Below are 20,377 nucleotides of genomic sequence, written 5' to 3'. Positions count from 1 at the left end.
TCATCGGGATGCGGATAGGTGACCATGACGTGATAGCTGCCGCCTGCCGGTTCACCGACATCGAGCGCGATGACCCGGATGGCACCATTGGCATATTCGCGGATCGTCTCGGCATAGGGGCCATAGGTGTTGCGGGCATTGGCCTCGAACGTGTCGCAGTTACGCAGGGATTGCGCGGCCAGCGGCATGGCAAGAAGCGTTGCCAAGAGCGCGAGAGTGGTCGTCTTCATGCGCGGGCCTCCTCGATCAGGCGCTGCATTTCGTGGATCGCGGGGGTGAGGCCACGGAAGATCGCCTCACCGATCAGGAAATGCCCGATATTGAGCTCCATCACTTCTGGGAAGGCCGCGACCGGCTGCACGGTGTCATAGGTCAGCCCGTGGCCCGCATGCACCTCCAGCCCCAAAGAATGGGCATAGGCCGACATCTCGCGCAGCGCCTCCAGTTCCCGGTCACGCGCGTCGAATTGCCCCTCGGCATGGGCATCGCAATAGGCCCCGGTGTGCAGCTCGATCACCTCGGCCCCGATCCGGTGCGCGGCCTCTATCTGGCGCTTGTCGGCGGCGATGAAGATCGACACCCGGCAACCCGCCTCGCGCAGGGGCGCGATGTAATGGGCCAGCCGGTTTTCTTCGCGCGCCACTTCCAGCCCGCCCTCGGTTGTGCGTTCCTCGCGCTTCTCGGGCACGATGCAGACCGCATGGGGCTTGTGTCGCAGCGCGATGGCCTGCATCTCCGCCGTTGCCGCCATTTCGAAGTTCAGCGGCACGGTCAGCGCCGCCATCAGGCGCTCGATATCGTCATCAGAGATATGGCGCCGATCCTCGCGCAGATGCGCGGTGATGCCGTCGGCCCCGGCCTCTTCGGCCAGAAGCGCGGCGCGCACGGGGTCCGGCACGGCCCCGCCCCGGGCGTTCCGGACGGTGGCCACATGGTCGATATTCACCCCGAGCCGGGGACGGCTGGTCATGGCGGGTCTCCCTTTGCCGCGTGTGGCGTGATTATTCGGCGCTTCTCTGCGCCTGCCTGCGCATCTTGTTCATCTTTGCCCGGAGCTTGGCAAGGCGGCGCTGCTGATAGGCTCGGATCACGGGAACCGACAGGTAGTAGCATATCACGCCACAGATAAGCCCCGGAATGATCGAGCCAACCATGAAGGGGAAGAACACGTCCTGATAAAACAGGTAAAGCTCGTCCCAATGCGCGCGCTCGGGCGTGAACATGGCCCAGATGTTGTGGCGCAGATCGCGCCAGGCGCCGGCGAAGGCCGGCCCGATATGGCCGCCAATGCCGCCCGGATCGGTTCCCAGCAGGAAATGCCCGGTATGGATCGAGATCAGCGCGATCGGCAGATAGGTCAGCGGATTGCCGATGAAGGTCGCCAGCAGCGCGGCCAGGATATTGCCCCGCATCACCTTGGCGATCACCGCCGCAACGACGAAATGCATACCGTAGAACGGGGTAAAGACCGTGAAGGCCCCGGCGAAGATGCCACGCGCGATGGTCTCGGGCGTTCCGGGCAGGCGGTGCAGACGATGCTTGATATACTGCATCGCCCTCCCCCACCCGCCGCGCGGGTAGAAGAAGCGTCCAACCACTTCGAGCCAGTGGCGTGGATCTCTGCGCTTGAACACCATCGGGTGTCCGTCCTCCAATCCTGTCCCGCGTCAGGGGCGCCGGTCCAGGTTACGGTAGCGCTCCAACGTGGCAACATCACTATCGGCCTCTACGGCCATCATCACGGCGTGCAAATGCTCGGCGTCCCGCACTTCTACATCGATAAGGAGGCGGAAAAAGTCCGGTTTCCTGTCAATGAAGTGCAGGTCCGAGATATTGGCGTTCTGCTCACCAATCAATGTGCAGATTCGCCCCAGGACGCCATGGTCATTGCTGATGGTCACGTTGATCGTGACATTATGCACCGCCGCGTGGCGGCCTTCGGTCCAATGCACGTCGATCCAGTTGTCCGCCATCGCGTCGAGATCGGCCAGCGCCGGGCAGTCGATCGCATGCAGAATGGGACCCCGGCCCTTGTAGGGCACCCCCACGATACGCTCGCCGGGAACTGGCTGACAGCATTGCGCCCGGTTGAGCTCGGCCCCCGCAGGCAGGCCGATCACAGGGCGGCGCACGGTTTCTTGTGCCTCGGGCTTGCCGACCAGTTCCGGGTAGAGCGCTGCAACGACCTCGCGCGCGGACAGTTCCGCCGCGCCGATCCGCGCCAGGATCTCGTCGCCGCTTTCCATGTTCATCGTCTTGGCCGCGGTCTTGAGCGCCTTGTCGGTGGCCTTCTTGCCAACATGCTCGAACGCCACGCGGGCCAGTTCCTGCCCAAGCCGGATATAGCGGCCCCGGTCCTCTTCACGCAGCAGGCGGCGGATCGCGGCCTTGGCGCGGCCCGTTTTCACGATGTCGATCCAGGTGGCCTGGGGGCTCTGCCCCTCGGCGGTCATGATCTCGACCGACTGGCCGTTCTTGAGCCGCGTCCACAGCGGCACCCGGATGCCATCGACCTTGGCGCCCACGCAGCTATGCCCGATCCGCGTATGGATCGCATAGGCGAAGTCCAGCGGCGTCGCCCCCTTGGGCAGCTTCACCACGTCGCCCTTGGGCGTGAAGCAGAACACCTGGTCGGAATACATTTCCAGCTTCACATGTTCGAGGAACTCGTCATGGTCCTCGGCCATCTCGAAGCGCTCCGTCAGCCCCGCAAGCCACTTGGCCGGGTCCACGGCAAAGGGGTTCTCGGCGCGCACCCCGTCCTTGTAGGACCAGTGTGCCGCCACCCCGGCCTCGGCCACTTCGTGCATCTGGCGGGTCCGGATCTGCACTTCGACCCGCTTGCCGTCGCGGCCCGACACGGTGGTGTGGATCGAGCGGTATCCGTTCGACTTGGGCTGAGAGATGTAATCCTTGAACCGCCCGGGCACCGCGCGCCAGCGCTGGTGGATCGCCCCCAGCATCCGGTAACAGTCATCCTCGCTTTCGGTGATGACGCGGAACCCGTAGATATCCGACAGCCGCGAGAAGGCGAGATCCTTTTCCTGCATCTTGCGCCAGATCGAAAACGGCTTCTTGGCGCGGCCGAGCACGTCACCCTTCACGCCATGCTTTTCCATCTCCAGCTCGATATCGTCGGTGATCTTGGGGATCACATCGCCCGAATCCTTCTGAAGCATGACGAAACGGCGCATGATCGACTTGCGCGCATCGGGATTGAGCACGGCAAAGGCCAGGTCTTCCAGCTCGTCGCGCATCCACTGCATACCCATGCGGCCCGCCAGCGGCGCGTAGATATCCATCGTCTCGCGCGCCTTCTGGGCCTGCTTTTCCGGCGACATGTGCTTGATGGTGCGCATGTTGTGCAGGCGGTCGGACAGCTTGACCAGGATCACCCGCAGATCCTTGGACATGGCCATGAAGAGCTTGCGGAAGTTTTCCGCCTGCTTGGTTTCGCGGCTGCTGAGTTCGAGGTTGGTCAGCTTGGTGACCCCGTCGACCAGCTCGGCCACGTCCGAACCGAACTTGTTCGCGATCTCGGAATAGGTGCCCTTGGTGTCCTCGATCGTGTCATGCAGCAGCGCGGTGGCGATGGTGGCATCGTCCAGCCGCTGCTCGGTCAGGATCGCGGCGACCTCGACAGGATGGGTGAAATAGGGCTCGCCCGAGCGGCGGAACTGGCCCTCGTGCATGTCCCGCGCATAGGCATAGGCCCCGCGCAGCAGGGCCTCATTGCACTTGGGATTGTAGTTGCGGACCAGGCTCAGAAGGTCGTCGACGTCGATCATTCCCGTCCTGTCCCGGTCTGGCGGAGCGTCAGCGCTGGCTTTGCGCTTCCATCAGCTGCCGCAGCATCTGCTCTTCGGACATGTCGTCCTGTGCCGGGCGGTCGGCCTCGACACCCTGAAGCAGCGCCATGGCGTCCTCTTCCGGCTCATCGACCTCGATCTGGGTCTGGTTCGACTCGATCAGACGCTCGCGCAGGTCATCGGCCAGCTGCGTTTCATCGGCGATCTCGCGCAGGGCGACGACGGGGTTCTTGTCGTTGTCGCGGTCCAGCGTGATCGGGCTTCCGGCGGAAATTTCTCGCGCACGATGCGCGGCGAGCATTACCAGCTCGAACCGGTTCGGAACCTTGTCAACGCAGTCTTCAACCGTCACGCGGGCCATGTCATTCTCCGGAGTCTGTTGCAGGAGGTGTGCGCAGGTGGCCTACTTATAGAGACCAAAAGGGATTGACAAGCCTTCAATCCCCTTCAAACGGGCGGATTTCGGCCAGGTCCTCCGCCGGCAAAGCCTCCAGCATCTCGCGCACGCTTTCGCCCGTCAGCGGATGGCGCCAGTCGGGGGCCACATCGGCCAGCGGCACCAGCACGAAGGCGCGCTCCTGTAATCTGGGATGCGGCAGGATCAGCGTGCCAGGCGTTTCCTGCGCGGCCCTGTCCAGAGGCAGCTCCCGCCACTGTGCCTGCGTCTCGGCATCGGGGCGCACGTCTTGGCCAAGGGCGATCAGGTCAAGGTCCAGAACCCGCGCTTCCCACCTGTCGGTGCGGGTCCGGCCAAAACCCGCTTCGATCTCGTGCAGCAGGTCCAGAAGCGCCTCGGGCGAATCTGCCCAGGGAATAACAAGGGCCGCGTTCACGAAGTCCGGCCCCGAACCCGGCGGGAAGGCTGGGGTGGCGTAGAATCGCGAAAGTTGTGGTGGGCCGCCAACCCGGCGGGCAATCTCGGCAACGGCCTGGGTAACTATACCTTTGGATAGTGTTGTATCCCTTGGTAGATTTGACCCGACGGCAATCAGCGCGTTTGTAACGGAATTATTACGGATGGGACGTTGCAATGCAGGTTTGATCACTTATTGTCTGTGGTCATTGTCGACTGTGATTTTAGCCATTTCATTTCACATCCACCGGTTGCGGTCGACGATTTTCACTCACGGGACCAGATATCATGTTTTACAGGGACGAACGGTTGGCGCTCTTCATAGACGGCTCCAACCTCTATGCGGCGGCCAAAGCCTTGGCCTTCGACATCGACTACAAGCTTCTCCGACAGGAGTTCATGCAACGGGGCAAGCTGCTCCGGGCCTTCTACTACACGGCGCTGCTGGAGAATGACGACTATTCCCCGATTCGCCCGCTGGTGGATTGGCTGCACTACAACGGCTTCACCATGGTGACGAAGCCGGCGAAGGAATTCGTCGACAGCCAGGGCCGCCGCAAGGTGAAGGGCAACATGGACATCGAACTGACCGTCGATGCCATGGAAATCGCCCCCCATGTCGATCACATCGTGCTCTTCTCAGGCGATGGCGACTTCAAACCGCTCGTCGCCGCGCTTCAGCGCAAGGGCGTTCGCGTTTCGGTTGTATCCACGATCCGCAGCCAGCCGCCGATGATCGCCGACGACCTTCGCCGTCAGGCCGATAATTTCATCGAGCTGGATGAACTGAAGGACGTGGTTGGCCGCCCCCCGCGTGAGCCGCGCATGAACGAGCGTGCCGACTACGAGACCGAGGAAAACTGATCCTCGATCCAGGCCGGGTTCAAAGCGGGGTCCTGCGCAGGCAGGGCCCCGTTTTCGTGTCAGCCTTCGGACGGGTTCATGCAGTGGAACACGCAATACTGGAACCGCTGCTCGCCCCCCGTGGGCGTGACATGGGTGAAGCGCCCGGTTTCCCCCACGCCGAGATTGCCATGCAGCAGCGAGGTTATCTCCCGGGTCAGGTCGTCGGATGAATAGCGCCGAACCGGCAGGCCCGAACATTTCTCCGGTCCATCCTCGGCAAAGGTCATGATGATCGCGGTCCCGCCGCGCTTCATCGCCTTGCACATGGTCGCGGCATAGGCCTCGCGATCGGCCCGCTCGGTCAGGAAGTGGAACACCGCCCGGTCATGCCACAGGTCATACTTGCGGGCAGGTTCCCAGGTGGTGACGTCCCCCACGATCCAGTTGACCTTGTCCGCCCGCGCGCCCAATCGCGCCCGAGAGCGCGACAGCGCCTCGCCCGACAGATCCAGAACGGTGATATCGTCATGCCCCGCATCCAGCAGCGCATCGGGCAGGCGAGAGGCGCCCCCGCCCACGTCCAGAACGCTCCAGGACGGGCCGACCGCGCGCTGGATCAGCGACAGGGATATTTCCGGCGCGGCCTCGAACCAGCTCAGGCTCTCCGGCGCGTTGCCGCGATAGCGGCCATTCCAATGGGTGGTCCTGGTCTCGATGTCGGTCATGATTCGCCCCCCAGAAGCGATTGGGCCAGATGCTACGTCAGCCCCCGCCCCCCGTCTGTGAGCATGTCACAATTCCATATCGCCCGCCGCCTAGCCCCCGGCCTGTTCGTTGATCCCGTTATGGATCTCGATCACCCGCTCGGGCCAGGTGCTCTTGATATAGGCCAGCACATCGAGGATCTCCTGCGCGCTCAGCACCTCGCCAAACCCCATCATGTTGCTGCGATAGTCCCCGCCGACCAGCGCCTCCGTGCCATAGACCGTGATCGCAACAAGGATCTGGTCGGGATGGTGCCAGGTATGGCCGGTCTCGTCATGGGGCGGGGCGGGCAGATAGCCATCGGCATCGCGCACCCGCCAGTCCTGGCCGTCCTGCCCCGACAGGTCCGCCCCGTGGCAACTGGCGCAGTTTTCCGCGTAAAGCACCTCCCCCCGCGCAACCGCCTCCGGATGGTCATAGGGCACAAGCCCGGGGCCCTCGCCATGGCTGGCCCAAACGGCAGCACAGGCAAGGGCGGTCATGGCGGCAGCGGCAAGAAGAATGGCGGGTTTCACTGTCTGGTCCTCCGGTTTCGGTCGCGTCTGTTCTTTCTTCGAGGCTTCCCGCGCTGGAAGGTCAAGTCACCGGGGCGTGAAAGCCGCCTCTGCTCTGGACGCCACCGCTTGCGGGCCTTACCTCTGATCCAAGCACAAGGAGCCCGCGATGACCAAGCCGCCCCTCACCCTCTACCTCGCCGCCCCGCGCGGCTTTTGCGCGGGCGTCGACCGGGCGATCAAGATCGTCGAAATGGCGATCGAGAAATGGGGCGCGCCGGTCTATGTCCGCCACGAGATCGTGCACAACAAGTTCGTGGTCGATGACCTGCGCGACAAGGGCGCGATCTTCGTCGAGGAACTGGCCGACTGCCCCGACGACCGCCCAGTCATCTTCTCGGCCCACGGCGTGCCAAAATCCGTCCCCGCCGCCGCCGAGGCGCGGCAGATGGTCTATGTCGATGCGACCTGCCCGCTGGTCTCGAAGGTCCATATCGAGGCGGAACGCCACCACGCCAACGGGCTGCAAATGGTGATGATCGGCCATGCGGGCCACCCCGAAACCATCGGCACCATGGGCCAGCTGCCCGAGGGCGAAGTGCTGCTGGTGGAAACCGAGGCCGACGTGGCGGGCCTTGCCCCGCGCGATCCCGAAAGGCTGGCCTTCATCACCCAGACCACGCTGTCGGTCGATGATACCGCCGGGATCGTGGCCGCCCTTCAGGCACGCTTTCCCGCCATTGTAGGCCCCCACAAGGAAGACATCTGCTACGCCACCACCAACCGCCAGGCGGCGGTCAAGGCCATCGCCCCCAAGGCAGACGCAATTCTTGTCGTGGGCGCGCCCAATTCGTCGAACTCCCGCAGACTGGTCGAAGTTGGCGCCAAGGCGGGCTGTTCCTACTCGCAGCTTGTGCAGCGGGCCGAGAATATCGACTGGCGCGCGCTGGAGGGGATCGGGTCCGTGGGTGTCACCGCCGGGGCCTCGGCCCCGGAAGTTCTTGTAGAAGAAGTGATCGACGCCTTCCGCGCCCGTTACGACGTGACCGTCGAACAGGTGGAAACCGCCGTCGAGAACGTGGAATTCAAGGTCCCCCGCGTCCTGCGCAGCCCCGCCTGACACCCCGTTGACCGGGCCAGCCCTTCAGTGCCACGCTGAGCGCGGGCGCACAGGAGGACAGCCATGAAAGCGGTGATCATCGGGGCAGGCCCCGCCGGGCTGGCTGCTGCCGCCTGTCTCAAGGCCAAGGGCATCGCGCCCGTGATCCTTGACCGGGCCGAAACCCTCGCCAGCAGCTGGCACGCTCATTACGACTGCCTGCACCTGCATACGGCGCGCGGACGCTCCACCCTGCCGGGGCTGGACTATCCAAAAGGCGTCGGCAAATACCCAAGCCGCGCAGAGGTGATCGCCTACCTGGAGGCCTATGCCGCCCATCACGGCCTGTCCCCGCGCCTTGGATGCTCGGTAGAAAAGGTGGAGAAGGCCGCGGATGGCTGGCGCGTCACCCATTCCGACGGCACCGAAGCTGCGGATATCGTCGTCATGTCCACCGGCGTGAACGGCACCCCGCGCCGGCCCGACTGGCCCGGCGATTTCCACGGCCCGATCCTGCATTCCAGCACCTATCGCAACCCCGCCCCCTTCGCCGGGCAGCGGGTGCTGGTTGTGGGGTTCGGCAATTCCGGCGGCGATATCGCGCTCGACCTTGCCCGCGCGGGTGTTGATGTCAGCATGTCCGTGCGCGGGCCCGTGAACATCCTGCCCAAGCAGCTCTTCGGCATTCCCATCACCTCCTTCGGGCTTCTGACCAAGACGCTCGGCTACAAGGCGGCGGATGCGCTGACCGCTCCGGTTCTGCGCATGGTGATCGGACGGCCCGAGGATTACGGGCTCCGGGCCATGTCCAAGGGCCCCGCCGCGCTGGTCCACGAGGATGACCGTATTCCGCTGATCGACGTGGGCACGCTTGGTGCCATCAAGGCAGGGCGCATCGCGGTCAAGCCCGGCATCGCACAGCTCCACGGGGATTCGGTCCGCTTTTCCGACGGCACCAGCAGCGCCTTCGACGCGATCATCGCCGCCATCGGCTACACCGTCGACCTGCGCCCGCTTCTGGGCGCGGCGTGCCCTGCGCTCGATGCGACGGGCCGCCCGTTGGCCAGCGGCGCCCCCACGCCCGAGCGAGGGCTCTATTTCTGTTCCTACAAGGTCTCACCCGACGGGCAGCTGTTCTCGACTTCGCGAGAGGCCCTTGCCATCGCCGAACATGCCGCAACCCTCCTGGCAGAGCCCACCTGACATGGCCGACGCAAAGACCCTCGCCACCTACACCCGGAAGGCCGCCGACTACGCGGCGCTGGATTTCTCGGCAGGCGAGCAGGCGGCCCTGGGCGGTTTCCTGTCCCTCCTGCCCCCTGGTGGCGCGGTCCTCGACCTGGGCTGCGGCCCCGGCTTTCACGCCGCGCGCATGGCCGCGCAGGGCTTCGAGGTCTCGGCCATCGACGCCACCCCCGCCTTCGTCGAGGCCGCGCAGGAAAAGGGCGTCGCCGCCCGGCTCGGCACATTCGATGACCTGACCGAGACCGCTGCCTATGACGGCATCTGGGCCAGCTTCTCGCTGCTCCATGCCCCGAAGGCCGCCTTCCCCCGCCACCTCGCCGCCATTCACCGGGCGCTCAGGCCGAAGGGCGTGCTCTATCTCGGCCTCAAGCTCGGGCAGGGCGAAGAGCGCGACTCCCTTGGCCGCTTCTACGCCTATTACGAGGAAGCGGAATTGCGCGCCCTGCTGGCCGGGGCTGGCTTCGGACGGATTCGCGCTACATCCGGCGAAGGGGCCGGTCTTGCCGGAACCGTCGACCGCTTCATCCTGCTGACCGCGCACCGGGGCTGACCCGCCCGGGCTGCGCCCCTGGCCCGACCCGACCGGAGACCGCCATGACCCAGATCCCCCGCCCCGCGCTCCTGCTTGGCCTTGCCGGGCTGATCCCGTTCTACTGGGGCGCACTAACATCGGTCGCGCCCGGCCTTGCGGCCTGGGGCACCGAAATGCTCGGCCCCCGCTTCGTGGGCCCCTATGTGCAGGTCTTCTATGGCGCGGTGATCCTGTCCTTCATGTCAGGCGTTCTATGGGGGTTCGCTGCGAAGGGACACGGGTGGCCGGGCTACGCGCTCTCGGTCCTGCCTGCGCTCTGGGCCTTCTTCACCACCGGCGGCGGGGCAGATCGGGCGGCGCTCGCGCTTGTCGCTGGCTTTCTCGGCCTCCTTGCACTCGACTGGCATTTCTGGAAAACCGGGGCCGCGCCGGACTGGTGGATGCGCCTGCGCATCCTGCTGACCACGGGCGTTGTCATAGCCCTTTCCGTGGACCTGATCGCCTGATGCCCGACCTTTATGCCTATACCGACGGTGCCTGTTCCGGAAATCCCGGCCCCGGGGGCTGGGGGGCGCTGTTACAGGCGAAAGAGGGCGAAACGGTCGTCAAGGAACGCGAGCTCAGCGGCGGCGAGGCCGAGACCACCAACAACCGGATGGAACTGCTGGCCGCGATCACCGCGCTGGAAAGCCTGACCCGCGCCAGCGCGATCACCATCGTGACGGATTCGGCCTATGTGAAGAACGGCGTCACCGGCTGGATTCACGGCTGGAAGCGCAACGGCTGGAAGACCTCGAACAGGAAGCCGGTGAAGAACGTGGACCTCTGGCAAAGGCTGGACGAGGCGCAGGCCCGCCACCGCGTGACCTGGGAATGGGTCAAGGGCCATGCCGGCCACCCGGAAAACGAACGCGCCGACGAACTGGCCCGCGCCGGGATGGCGCCGTTCAAGAAGGGCTGACCCCGGTCGGGCGTTGCGTCGACGCAGCGCCATGCCCCTTCCCCAATGCCGGGGAACCTGTCACACCGGAGGGCATGACCCTTCTGCTGCTCGACTACGCTTCGGTTCTCGTCTTCGCGCTCTCCGGCGCGCTCGTGGCCAGCCGTGCGCAGCTCGACATCGTGGGTTTTTTCTTCATCGCCTGCCTGACCGCCGTGGGCGGCGGCACGCTGCGCGACCTGCTGCTGGACCGCAATCCCGTCTTCTGGGTTGCCGATCCCATGCCGCTGGCCATCGCCTGTGTCGCCGCGCTGGTGGTCTTCTTCACCGCGCATCTGCTGGAAAGCCGGTATCGGGTGCTGCTGTGGCTCGACGCCGTGGCGCTGTCGGTCGCGGTCGCTGCCGGCGCGGGCGTGGCGCAGGCGCTGGAGCAATCCGCCGGGATCGTCCTGGTCATGGGGGTGGCCACGGGCACCTTCGGCGGGCTCATGCGTGACGTTGTCTGCAACGAGGTGCCGCTGGTCCTGAAACAGGGCGAGCTCTACGTGACAGCCGCTTTCGCGGGGGCGGGGGCGGCGCTTCTCGCCGCGATCCTCACGCCGCATCCGGTTGCGCCCGTCCTGGCCTGCATGCTGACCTGCTTCGCGCTCCGCGCGGGCTCGCTTGCCTTCGGCTGGCGGCTGCCCGTCTACAAGGCACGTCCGCCACGCAGCTGAGCTATCGGCCCAGGTAGGTCTGCCAGATCCAGATCAGCAGGAGCGCACCAAGGATCGCGCCGACGAAACCGGAGAGCATTCCCATCACGGTCAGCAGGAAGCGCAGCACCAGCCCGCCGATGATCGCGCCCAGGATGCCGATGCCGATCGTCGTGACCACGTCGGTGCGCACATCCATGATACGCGTCGCCAGGAAGCCTGCCGCCGCGCCGATGATGATCATGTATAGAACGATACCCATGGGCAGAATATGGCCCCTCTGCCCCGCCGATTGAAGGGGCGACCCGAAATTCAGCGCCTGCGGTTGCGCCGCCCCCGGCCCCGCACCGCGCCCACCGGGATCAGGATCAGCGCCGCCGAAGCCCCGATGATGGCATCGAGCCCTGGCGAGCCGATGCGCAGGTGAAAGAGCGCGCGCAGGAAGAACAGCACGATCACCGCCCCAAGGGCGACCAGGATCGACACCGCGTAGCCGTTGCGCGTGACGCCCCACCGCTCGAACAGGACCGCGACCGCAGCCGCGATGAAAAGCGACCCGAAGAAGGTGAACAGAACCATGCGTTACTCTCCCAATACCGTGCCGGGGGCGATGGCCGTGCCACGCAGGAAGGTCTCTGCATCTTGCCGCCCGCGCCCTTCGGCCTGCGCTTCGGTCACCTCGATGGCCCCTTCTCCGCATGCAATGGTCAAGCCGGTCAGAACCTCGCCGGGTCGCCCCGAACCAGAGGCCACGCGGCAGCGCAGCAGTTTCAGCCTTTTACCATCTAGGGTCGTCCAGGCCCCCGGAAAGGGAGACAGCCCCCGGATCTGCCGGTCGATCTCCGCTGCCGGGCGGCTCCAGTCCACCCGCGCCTCTGCCTTGTCGATCTTGTGGGCATAGGTCACGCCCGCCTCGGGCTGCACCTGCGCCGCCAGTTCGGGCAGTGTCGCCAGCGCCTCAACGATGGCTGCGGCCCCAAGGGCGCTCAGCCGGTCATGCAGGTCCTGCGTCGTTTCCTCCGCACCGATCGCCACCGCCTTGCGCAACAGCACCGGCCCGGTATCGAGCCCCGCCTCCATCTGCATGATGCAGACACCGGTTTCCGCGTCACCCGCCATGATCGCCCGGTGAATGGGCGCGGCCCCGCGCCAGCGCGGCAACAGGCTCGCGTGGATGTTGAGACAGCCCTTCGCCGGCGCATCCAGAACCGCCTGCGGCAGCAGCAGCCCGTAGGCCACGACAACGGCGACATCGGCCTGCAAGGCCGCAAAGACGGCCTGCTCCTCCGCCCCCTTCAGGGAGACCGGGTGGCGCACCTCCAGCCCTAGGTCGACAGCCCGCGCATGAACCGGCGTCGGGCGTTCCTTCTTGCCGCGACCGGCGGGGCGCGGCGGCTGGCAATAAACGGCGGCAATCTCGTGGCCCGCCGCGACCAGGGCCTCCAGCACCGGAACCGAAAATTCCGGCGTGCCCATGAACACCACTCTCATGCCCGCTTCCTCGCCTTGCGCAGGAACATGTCGCGCTTCACCTTGCTGAGATTGTCGAAATACATCTTCCCGTTCAGGTGGTCGATCTGGTGTTGCACGCTGGTGGCCCAGAGCCCGACGAAATCCTTGCGCACCATCATCCCGTGATGGTCCATGTAGGTCACCGTCACCGCGCGCGGACGCTCGATCTTGGCGTAGACACCGGGCAGGTTCGGACTAGCCTCCTCGTGCGGGCGCAGCTCGATGGACGAATGCAGGATCTGCGGATTGGCCATGCGCACCGCCTTGCCCCGCTCGTTCGACGCATCGACCACGGCCAGCCGCAGCATCACCCCGATCTGGGGCGCGGCCAGCCCGACACCCGGCATCGCATCCATCGTCTCGATCATGTCGACCCAGATGCCGCGAATCTCGTCGGTGATCTCGGTCACCGGCTCGGCGGGCGTGCGCAGGCGCTTGTCGGGCCACATCACGAAAGGTCTAACGGGCATAGTCTTTCTCCATCTGCGCGCGGTGATCCGGGGGCAGCCGATCGAAAATCACGAGCCCGTTCAGATGATCCACCTCGTGCTGCACGCAGCGCGCGGCAAAGCCGGTCATGTGCTCTTCGTGCCGGACGCCATCAAGGTCGCTCCAGCGGATCACCACTTCGGGCGGACGGTTCACCCGCGCGGCAACACCGGGGATCGACAGGCAGGCTTCCTCGCCGCTTTCGAACCGGGTGTAGCTGACCTCAAGTTCGGGGTTCACGAAGACGCGCGGGGCCTTCGCCCCAGTTTTCCAGGTCACGTCCATCACGAAAAGCCGCAGCATGTGCCCCACCTGGGGCGCTGCCAGCCCGCGGCCCTTGGCGGCATACATCGTGTCCAGCATATCCGCCGCCAGCCCCGCCGCATCCCCGCTGACCGGGTCACAGACCCGGCTCAGGCGCGGATCGGGCCAGCGCAGGATCGGCAGAACGCTCACGCCTGTTCCCGCGCCCGCTCGCGCTTGAGCTTGACCATCTTGCGCGTGATCATCTGGCGCTTCAGCGGCTTGAGATAGTCGATGAACAGCTTGCCGTCCAAATGGTCGATCTCGTGCTGCACGCAGGTCGCCCAAAGCCCCTTGAACACCTCCTGCTGCTCCTTGCCGACAAGGGTCATCCAGCGCACCTCCACCTCGGCAGGGCGCGTCACCTCGGCATAGATGTCCGGGATCGACAGGCAGCCTTCCTCGTAAACGTTCGTCTCGTCCGAAGACGCCACGATCTCGGGGTTGAACATCGCCAGCGGACGCGGCGCCTCGCCCTCGTCCTTGACGCAGTCCAGCACGATCAGCCGTTTCGACACACCGATCTGCGGCGCAGCCAGGCCGATGCCCGGCGCGTCATACATGGTTGCCAGCATGTCGTCCGCCAGCGTGCGCAACTCGTCCGACAGGTCCGCCACGGGGTCGGCCAGTTTCTTCAAACGCGGGTCGGGATGGATCAGGATAGGCTTCAGCATGGCCCCCAGATAAGCGATCAGTCGCAGCCTCGCAACGCCCCCCTTGCGCCCGCTTGCCGAATGAGTAGCCTCACGCTCCGAGTGAACATCCAGAGGCCCCCATGAGTTTTGACACCCTTCACCCGATGATCGGCACCTTCAGTGGCAAATGGGACAGCATGGGCAACTTCGGAGTCGGCCCCGACGGCATCGCGATGCACGTGGCAGATTCGGACTATCCGACCGCCCCTTGCGTGATCGAGGCGGTGACGAAAGAAGCCCAGCGCGGCATCTTCAACTACGGGTTCGACCGCAAGGGCTACGTCGCCTCTTTCTGCTGGTGGATGCAGACCCGGCACAACTGGACGATCGACCCAGACTGGGTCCTAACCACGCAAGGGCTTGGCATGGCGATCGCGCTTTGCCTCGATGTCTGGAGCGAGCCGGGCGATGACATCGCCTTCTTCACCCCGGTCTACCACGAGTTCCGGCTGAAATCGCACCGGGCGCACCGCAACCATGTGGAACTGCCCATGGCTCTGGTCGATGGCCGCTACGAGCTGGACTGGGACGCGGCCGAGGCCGCGATCACTCCGAAAACGAAAGTGCTGCTCTTCTGCTCACCCCAGAACCCCTCGGGCCGGGTCTGGACCGTCGAGGAATTGCGCCAGGTGGCGGAGTTCGCCGCCCGTCACGACCTGATCCTCGTCAGCGACGAAGTGCATGCCGATCTTGTCTTTGACGGCAGCACCCATGTGCCCATGGACGTGGCCGCACCGGAACACCGCGACCGCATGGTCACGCTCTTCGCCGCGTCCAAGACGTTCAACCTCGCCGGCCTTCGGGTTGGCCAGATTGTCATTCCCGACGAGAAATTGCGCGCACAGATGGCCGATCGCCTGACCGCGCTGAACTATGATGCCGCCTCGCTCGGCGTGGTCGCCTCACAGGCGGCCTATTCCCCCGAGGGCAACACTTGGGTTGCCGCGCAGATGGCTTATCTCGCGGAGAACCGCCGCATTTTCGACGAGGGCGTGAACGCCATTCCGGGCGTCTGGTCGATGCCCCTGCAAGCCACCTACCTGCCCTGGGTGGACTTCTCCGGCACGGGGATGAGCGAAGCGGAAATCGCCCAGCGGGTGAATGGCCAGGCAGGTATCACGCCGGCTCCGGGGAACTGGTTCGGCCAGGGGTCGGAACTCTGGAACCGCTTCGTGCTGGCCACCCCTCGCGCCACGATCGAAGAAACCGTCCGCCGCCTGCAAAGCGCCTTCGCCGATCTTCAGTGATAGCATCCGGGGGGATGGAAAATTCTTCCGGAAGAATTTTCCACGCCCCTTACGGAAAAATCTTCGGGAAGATTTTTCCGGGCTTGAAGGATTTTCCGGAAAATCCTTCTGCGCCGCCGCATATGTCTTCGGCGCATCCCCGTCTGCACGGGGGGTGTACGGGGGGTGTACGCATGGCACCCCCCTGTTTTCAGGACAAATCGGCGCTTGCCGCGATGCAGCACTTGCGCGCCGCAACGCAATAATCTACCCAAGGCGAGAACCGAAACGAAATATCCTTGCCCGAAGGGAATCGCCAATGTCCTTCCGCCTTCAGCCCGCGGCCCCCGCCCGCCCCAATCGCTGCCAGCTCTTTGGCCCCGGCTCCAATACCAAGCTCTTCGCCAAGATGGCGGCCTCTGCGGCTGACGTGATCAACCTCGATCTCGAGGATTCCGTCGCGCCCTCCGACAAGGATCAGGCCCGCGCCAACGTGATCGAAGCCATTGGCGCCGTGGACTGGGGCACCAAGACCCTCTCGGTGCGCATCAACGGGCTCGATACCCCCTATTGGTATCGCGATGTGGTTGATCTCCTTGAACAATCGTCCGATCGGCTGGATCAGATCATGATCCCCAAAGTGGGCTGTGCCGAGGATGTCTATGCCGTGGACGCGCTGGTTACGGCCATCGAAGCCGCGAAGGGCCGGACCAGGAAGATCGCTTTCGAGGTCATCATCGAATCGGCTGCCGGCATCGCGCATGTCGAGGAGATCGCCGCATCTTCGCCGCGCCTTCAGGCCATGAGCCTCGGCGCGGCCGACTTCGCGGCCTCCATGGGCATGCAGACCACCGGCATCGGCGGCACGCAGGAAAACTACTACATGCTGCGCGAAGGCCAGAAATACTGGTCCGATCCCTGGCACTGGGCCCAGACCGCCATCGTCGCCGCCTGCCGCACCCACGGCATCCTGCCCGTCGACGGACCCTTCGGCGATTTCTCCGACGACGAGGGCTACATCGCGCAGGCCATGCGCTCCGCCACGCTAGGCATGGTCGGCAAATGGGCCATCCACCCCAAGCAGATCGCCCTTGCAAACCAGGTATTTACCCCCTCCGACGCCGCCGTTGCCGAGGCCCGCGAAATCCTCGCCGCGATGGAAGAAGCCAAGGCATCTGGCGCGGGCGCGACCGTCTACAAGGGTCGTCTTGTCGACATCGCCTCGATCAAGCAAGCCGAGGTGATCGTGAAACAGGCCGAGATGATCGCGGCCAGCTGACCCCGGCAAAGGCCCCGCGTCACAGGACCGGGGCCATTTCCCACGACGCATATCGTTGCAAATCCCGTCTGCCACCTGCATATAGCCCATGGTCAGACGGAGGCTGTTCATGAACTATCTCGACTTCGAAAAGCCGCTTGCCGAAATCGAAGGCAAGGCCGAAGAGCTGCGGGCGATGGCGCGCGGCAACAAGGAGATGGATATCGAGGCCGAGGCCAAGGCGCTCGACAAGAAGGCCGCCGACATGCTGGCCGACCTCTACAAGTCGTTGACACCCTGGCGCAAATGCCAGGTGGCGCGGCATCCCGACCGTCCCCATTGCCGGGACTACATCCAGACGCTGTTCACCGAATATACGCCTCTTGCCGGAGACCGGAATTTTGCCGACGACCATGCAGTCATGGGCGGGCTGGCGCGTTTCAACGACCGTGCGGTCGTGGTGATCGGCCACGAGAAGGGCCACGACACCAAGACCCGGATCGAACGCAATTTCGGCATGGCCCGGCCCGAAGGCTATCGCAAGGCCGTGCGCCTGATGGATCTGGCCGACCGCTTCAACCTGCCCGTCATCACGCTCGTGGACACGCCCGGTGCCTATCCCGGCAAGGGCGCCGAGGAGCGTGGCCAGTCCGAGGCCATCGCGCGCTCGACCGAGAAATGCCTGCAAATCGGTGTGCCGCTTGTGTCGGTCGTGATCGGTGAAGGCGGGTCCGGTGGCGCGGTGGCTTTCGCGACCGCTGACAAGGTCGCGATGCTGGAACACTCGATCTACTCGGTGATCAGCCCCGAAGGTTGCGCCTCGATCCTGTGGAAGGACGGCGGCAAGATGCGCGAAGCAGCCGAAGCGCTGCGCCTGACCGCACAGGACCTCGAAAAGCTCGGCGTCTGCGACCGGATCATCAAGGAACCCCTGGGCGGCGCGCAGCGTGACCGGACGACCACCATCAAGCGCGTCGGCGAGGGCATCGAGGCCCTGCTGGCGTCGATGGATGGCAAGTCCCGCAAGGAGCTGATAAAGGCCCGCCGCAAGAAATTCCTAGACATGGGGTCTAAGGGCCTCGCCGCCTGACCAAGCGCCGCTACGGCACCCTTGCCTGACCGCGTCCCCCGCGCCACCATCTGCCGCGAGGAGGACAGATCATGCCCAACCATCTGTGGATGCAGGACGACCATCACGCCTATGCCGATACCGTGCGCCGGTTTCTGGAGGACGAGTTTCAGCCGCATCGCGACACGTGGAAAGAGGCAGGCAAGATCCCCAAGGAATTCTGGCGCAAGGCGGGTGATCTGGGCATTCTCGGTGCCACCACGCCCGAGGAAAACGGTGGGCTCGGCCTTTCCCGCCATTTTGATGCGGTGACCTTCATCGAGCAGGCCAAGGCGGGCGATAGTGGCTGGGGCTTCGCCGTTCACAACATCGCCGCGCATTACATCATCGCCTATGGGACAGAGGAGCAGAAGGCGCGCTGGCTGCCAAAGCTGGCCACCGGCGAGATGGTCGGTGCCATCGCCATGACGGAACCGGGCACAGGCAGTGATCTTCAGGCGGTGCGCACGACCGCCGTGCCGGACGGGAATGAATACCTCATCAACGGATCCAAGACCTTCATCACCAATGGCGGCAGCGCCGACCTGCTGATCCTTGTGGCCAAGACCGACCCCACGTCGCGCGCCAGGGGCGTGTCGCTGATTGTTGTGGAAACCGACGGGCTGGAAGGCTTCCGCGTGGGCCGCAAGCTCGACAAGATGGGGATGCGGAGGAACGACACGGCAGAGCTGTTTTTCGAGGACGTCCGCATCCCGCGAGATCACCTTCTGGGCACCGAGGAGGGCCAGGGCTTTTACCAGCTCATGCGGCAATTGCCTTGGGAGCGGCTGATCCTGGGTTACGGCGCGCTCGGGTCATCGCAATGTGCACTGGATGTGACGCTGGCCCATGTGAAGGAACGCAAGGCGTTCGGCCAGCGGGTGATGGATTTCCAGAACACCCGCTTCAAGCTGGCAGAATGCGCGACCAAGGTGGAAATCCTGGCCGCCTTTCTTGACCAGTGCCTTGAGGAACTGGAGCAGGGCAAGCTGACCGCGGAAAAGGCCGCGATGGCGAAATGGTGGGGCAGCCAGACGCAATGCGAGATCGTGGACGAGTGCCTGCAACTGCATGGCGGCTACGGCTACATGAACGAATACCTCATTGCCGAGCTCTACGCCGATGCCCGCGTGCAGAAGATCTATGGCGGCACCAACGAGATCATGAAGGAACTGATCGCCCGCGATCTCGACCGCGACTAGGCGACGGGGTTTTAGCAAAAGCTTAACAAAGCGCCCCGGTTTTTCCCGATTCCGGGCCGGGTGGTGGCGGCTTGCGGGTGCATTCCTGACAGCATCACAAGATGACCCTGCCCCTTATCCCGGAGGATCAAGATGCTGAAATCTGCCACCCGTTTCGCCGCCGCAATCGCCCTTGGGGCCCTGACTGCCGGGGCCGCCATGGCCAACATCGTGCAGCGCCCGCCCGACAGCGTGACCGCGCTGATCTACACCAGCCCCGAAGGCTGCACCTACACGCGCGCGCAGGCCCCGGGTTATCCGCCGAGCTGGCACATCGTTCTCAATCCGCAGCGCCTCGGGCTGCCACGGCCCGCGGGTCGCTGCCCGACGACCCTTTGACGGCGCATCGCGGCGAGGGGCCTGAGGAGAACCCTCGGGCACCCTGCTGCCCTAACCGACTGCCAGCGGCGCAAGCCGTTCCTTCAGGATGTCGGCCGATGCGCGCAGCGCCGCGCTTTCAGCCTGGCTCAGGTCCGGCCAGAGCGTCGCCGTGACCCCGGCCCGGCCCACCAGCCGTGGAAGCGAGAGGGCCACGTCGGGCACGCCCAGGACATCCGGCTCGACGACGGAAACGGACAAAACCGCCTGTTCGTCCCCGGCAATCGCCGCCACGATCCGAGCTAGGCCGCCGCCGATCCCGTACCAGGTGGCGCCCTTACCCTCGATGATGGTGTAAGCCGCGCCACTCACGCCCGCGTCGATCTTCTGGCGCACATCCTCGGTCAGCGGGGCCGAAACCTGAGCAGCGAAGCTTTCCAGTGGCACCGATCCGGCCCGCGCGCTGGACCAGGCCAGAACCTCCGAATCCCCGTGCTCCCCCAGCACATAGCCATGAACGGAGCCCGGAGATATCCCCAGATGCCGCCCCACCAGCCAGCGGAACCGGGCGGTATCCAGGATTGTGCCCGACCCGATCACGCGCCCCGGCGGCAGGCCCGACAGGCGCGTGGTGATCTGGGTCATCAGATCGACCGGGTTCGACGCCACCAGCAGGATCGCCTCTGGGCAAGCCGCCATGACCTGCCCCACAACCGCCCGAAACACCTCGGCGTTCCGCTCCAGCAGCGCCAGCCGCGTTTCGCCCGGTTTCTGTGACACCCCGCAGGACAGGATCACGACGCCCGCACCGTCCAGATCGGCGTATTCCCCGGCCCGCACGATGGCCGGCGAGGCGAAGGGGATGGCGTGGGCAATATCCTCGGCCTCGGCGCGCGCGCGCGCGTGGTTCACGTCGACCAGCACGATCTCGGACGCTTCGCCGCGCATG

General features: G+C 65.1%; 26 protein-coding genes and 1 pseudogene. 12 read left to right on the top strand and 15 right to left on the bottom strand.

What is annotated here, in order from left to right:
* From ACEQXV_RS14265 to folK, 6 genes and pseudogenes are all read right to left on the bottom strand, one after another.
* A pseudogene (locus ACEQXV_RS14265) lies at positions 1 to 230 on the bottom strand (hypothetical protein); the annotation flags it as partial.
* The gene (locus ACEQXV_RS14260; RefSeq protein WP_370250990.1) at positions 227 to 970 is read right to left on the bottom strand and encodes a pyridoxine 5'-phosphate synthase; all 744 of its coding nucleotides are present in this window, start codon (positions 968 to 970) and stop codon (positions 227 to 229) included. The pseudogene ACEQXV_RS14265 and the gene ACEQXV_RS14260, both read right to left, overlap by 4 nt.
* A gap of 31 nt (positions 971 to 1,001) precedes the next feature.
* The gene (locus tag ACEQXV_RS14255; RefSeq protein WP_370250991.1) at positions 1,002 to 1,637 is read right to left on the bottom strand and encodes a DUF2062 domain-containing protein; all 636 of its coding nucleotides are present in this window, start codon (positions 1,635 to 1,637) and stop codon (positions 1,002 to 1,004) included.
* Positions 1,638 to 1,667: 30 nt separating this feature from the next.
* A complete protein-coding gene (locus ACEQXV_RS14250; RefSeq protein WP_370250993.1) occupies positions 1,668 to 3,788 on the bottom strand; it encodes a bifunctional (p)ppGpp synthetase/guanosine-3',5'-bis(diphosphate) 3'-pyrophosphohydrolase in 2,121 nt (706 codons plus the stop codon).
* 28 nt (positions 3,789 to 3,816) lie between these two features.
* Positions 3,817 to 4,170, bottom strand: coding sequence for a DNA-directed RNA polymerase subunit omega (rpoZ, locus tag ACEQXV_RS14245; RefSeq protein WP_370250994.1), 354 nt, complete (start codon positions 4,168 to 4,170; stop codon positions 3,817 to 3,819).
* A gap of 76 nt (positions 4,171 to 4,246) precedes the next feature.
* Positions 4,247 to 4,855, bottom strand: a complete 609-nt coding sequence (gene folK, locus ACEQXV_RS14240; protein WP_370250995.1) for a 2-amino-4-hydroxy-6-hydroxymethyldihydropteridine diphosphokinase — start codon at positions 4,853 to 4,855, stop codon at positions 4,247 to 4,249.
* 95 nt (positions 4,856 to 4,950) lie between these two features.
* Between folK and ACEQXV_RS14235 the strand changes: the two genes are divergently transcribed.
* On the top strand, positions 4,951 to 5,526 hold the full coding sequence (locus ACEQXV_RS14235; protein WP_370250996.1) for an NYN domain-containing protein: 576 nt from the start codon (positions 4,951 to 4,953) through the stop codon (positions 5,524 to 5,526).
* A gap of 59 nt (positions 5,527 to 5,585) precedes the next feature.
* Here the strand turns inward: ACEQXV_RS14235 and ACEQXV_RS14230 are convergent, their stop codons facing one another.
* Entirely contained in the window at positions 5,586 to 6,233 is a 648-nt protein-coding gene (locus ACEQXV_RS14230) for a trans-aconitate 2-methyltransferase (RefSeq protein WP_370269752.1), read from the bottom strand.
* A gap of 90 nt (positions 6,234 to 6,323) precedes the next feature.
* Entirely contained in the window at positions 6,324 to 6,788 is a 465-nt protein-coding gene (locus tag ACEQXV_RS14225) for a c-type cytochrome (RefSeq protein WP_370269750.1), read from the bottom strand.
* A 148-nt stretch (positions 6,789 to 6,936) separates the two neighbouring features.
* Here ACEQXV_RS14225 and ispH point away from each other — a divergent pair, with 148 nt between their 5' ends.
* From ispH to ACEQXV_RS14195, 6 genes are all read left to right on the top strand, one after another.
* Positions 6,937 to 7,887: a 4-hydroxy-3-methylbut-2-enyl diphosphate reductase gene (ispH, locus tag ACEQXV_RS14220; protein ID WP_370250999.1), complete on the top strand. Its 951-nt coding sequence runs from the start codon at positions 6,937 to 6,939 to the stop codon at positions 7,885 to 7,887.
* A 63-nt stretch (positions 7,888 to 7,950) separates the two neighbouring features.
* Complete coding sequence (locus tag ACEQXV_RS14215; RefSeq protein WP_370269748.1) at positions 7,951 to 9,069, top strand: flavin-containing monooxygenase; 1,119 nt, start codon at positions 7,951 to 7,953, stop codon at positions 9,067 to 9,069.
* A gap of 1 nt (position 9,070) precedes the next feature.
* Positions 9,071 to 9,661, top strand: coding sequence for a class I SAM-dependent methyltransferase (locus ACEQXV_RS14210; protein ID WP_370251001.1), 591 nt, complete (start codon positions 9,071 to 9,073; stop codon positions 9,659 to 9,661).
* A gap of 44 nt (positions 9,662 to 9,705) precedes the next feature.
* Positions 9,706 to 10,149, top strand: coding sequence for a DUF3429 domain-containing protein (locus ACEQXV_RS14205; protein WP_370269747.1), 444 nt, complete (start codon positions 9,706 to 9,708; stop codon positions 10,147 to 10,149).
* The gene (rnhA, locus tag ACEQXV_RS14200; protein ID WP_370269745.1) at positions 10,149 to 10,604 is read left to right on the top strand and encodes a ribonuclease HI; all 456 of its coding nucleotides are present in this window, start codon (positions 10,149 to 10,151) and stop codon (positions 10,602 to 10,604) included. The genes ACEQXV_RS14205 and rnhA overlap by 1 nt, the downstream gene beginning before the upstream one ends.
* Positions 10,605 to 10,678: 74 nt before the next feature.
* Entirely contained in the window at positions 10,679 to 11,299 is a 621-nt protein-coding gene (locus ACEQXV_RS14195) for a trimeric intracellular cation channel family protein (protein ID WP_370251004.1), read from the top strand.
* Position 11,300: 1 nt separating this feature from the next.
* Here ACEQXV_RS14195 and ACEQXV_RS14190 read toward each other — a convergent pair whose 3' ends face one another.
* The 6 genes from ACEQXV_RS14190 to def (ACEQXV_RS14165) are packed head-to-tail and all read right to left on the bottom strand — an operon-like array spanning position 11,301 to position 14,256.
* Complete coding sequence (locus tag ACEQXV_RS14190; protein WP_370251005.1) at positions 11,301 to 11,540, bottom strand: GlsB/YeaQ/YmgE family stress response membrane protein; 240 nt, start codon at positions 11,538 to 11,540, stop codon at positions 11,301 to 11,303.
* A 50-nt stretch (positions 11,541 to 11,590) separates the two neighbouring features.
* Entirely contained in the window at positions 11,591 to 11,857 is a 267-nt protein-coding gene (locus ACEQXV_RS14185; RefSeq protein ID WP_370251006.1) for a hypothetical protein, read from the bottom strand.
* Between the two features lie 3 nt (positions 11,858 to 11,860).
* Complete coding sequence (gene fmt / locus ACEQXV_RS14180) at positions 11,861 to 12,769, bottom strand: methionyl-tRNA formyltransferase (protein ID WP_370251008.1); 909 nt, start codon at positions 12,767 to 12,769, stop codon at positions 11,861 to 11,863.
* Positions 12,766 to 13,260, bottom strand: a complete 495-nt coding sequence (def, locus tag ACEQXV_RS14175) for a peptide deformylase (RefSeq protein ID WP_370251009.1) — start codon at positions 13,258 to 13,260, stop codon at positions 12,766 to 12,768. Before def (ACEQXV_RS14175) ends, fmt begins: the two co-directional genes overlap by 4 nt.
* On the bottom strand, positions 13,250 to 13,735 hold the full coding sequence (def, locus tag ACEQXV_RS14170; RefSeq protein ID WP_370251010.1) for a peptide deformylase: 486 nt from the start codon (positions 13,733 to 13,735) through the stop codon (positions 13,250 to 13,252). Before def (ACEQXV_RS14170) ends, def (ACEQXV_RS14175) begins: the two co-directional genes overlap by 11 nt.
* Positions 13,732 to 14,256 carry a peptide deformylase gene (gene def, locus ACEQXV_RS14165; RefSeq protein ID WP_370269743.1) on the bottom strand — a complete coding sequence of 175 codons (525 nt, stop codon included), beginning with the start codon at positions 14,254 to 14,256 and terminating at the stop codon, positions 13,732 to 13,734. Before def (ACEQXV_RS14165) ends, def (ACEQXV_RS14170) begins: the two co-directional genes overlap by 4 nt.
* A 101-nt stretch (positions 14,257 to 14,357) precedes the next feature.
* Between def (ACEQXV_RS14165) and ACEQXV_RS14160 the strand changes: the two genes are divergently transcribed.
* The 5 genes from ACEQXV_RS14160 to ACEQXV_RS14140 all read left to right on the top strand — a co-directional run bounded on the left by ACEQXV_RS14160 (position 14,358) and on the right by ACEQXV_RS14140 (position 19,449).
* Positions 14,358 to 15,524 (top strand): MalY/PatB family protein, encoded by a 1,167-nt coding sequence (locus ACEQXV_RS14160; RefSeq protein WP_370251012.1) that lies wholly within the window; start codon positions 14,358 to 14,360, stop codon positions 15,522 to 15,524.
* 298 nt (positions 15,525 to 15,822) lie between these two features.
* Positions 15,823 to 16,782 carry an L-malyl-CoA/beta-methylmalyl-CoA lyase gene (locus ACEQXV_RS14155; RefSeq protein ID WP_370269741.1) on the top strand — a complete coding sequence of 320 codons (960 nt, stop codon included), beginning with the start codon at positions 15,823 to 15,825 and terminating at the stop codon, positions 16,780 to 16,782.
* Between the two features lie 109 nt (positions 16,783 to 16,891).
* Positions 16,892 to 17,851: an acetyl-CoA carboxylase carboxyltransferase subunit alpha gene (locus ACEQXV_RS14150; protein ID WP_370252503.1), complete on the top strand. Its 960-nt coding sequence runs from the start codon at positions 16,892 to 16,894 to the stop codon at positions 17,849 to 17,851.
* 71 nt (positions 17,852 to 17,922) lie between these two features.
* Positions 17,923 to 19,071, top strand: a complete 1,149-nt coding sequence (locus ACEQXV_RS14145; protein WP_370269739.1) for an acyl-CoA dehydrogenase family protein — start codon at positions 17,923 to 17,925, stop codon at positions 19,069 to 19,071.
* Positions 19,072 to 19,203: 132 nt separating this feature from the next.
* Positions 19,204 to 19,449 (top strand): hypothetical protein, encoded by a 246-nt coding sequence (locus ACEQXV_RS14140; RefSeq protein ID WP_370269738.1) that lies wholly within the window; start codon positions 19,204 to 19,206, stop codon positions 19,447 to 19,449.
* Between the two features lie 51 nt (positions 19,450 to 19,500).
* On the opposite strand, the gene ACEQXV_RS14135 is transcribed toward ACEQXV_RS14140, so the two are convergent.
* Positions 19,501 to 20,376: an L-lactate dehydrogenase gene (locus tag ACEQXV_RS14135; protein ID WP_370269737.1), complete on the bottom strand. Its 876-nt coding sequence runs from the start codon at positions 20,374 to 20,376 to the stop codon at positions 19,501 to 19,503.
* Position 20,377 lies beyond the last annotated feature (1 nt).

Source organism: Nioella sp. (genome assembly GCF_964229645.1).
Lineage (GTDB): Bacteria > Pseudomonadota > Alphaproteobacteria > Rhodobacterales > Rhodobacteraceae > Nioella.
The sequence above is the reverse complement of the archived record's forward strand: the minus strand, read 5'-3'. Positions and strand labels throughout refer to the sequence as shown.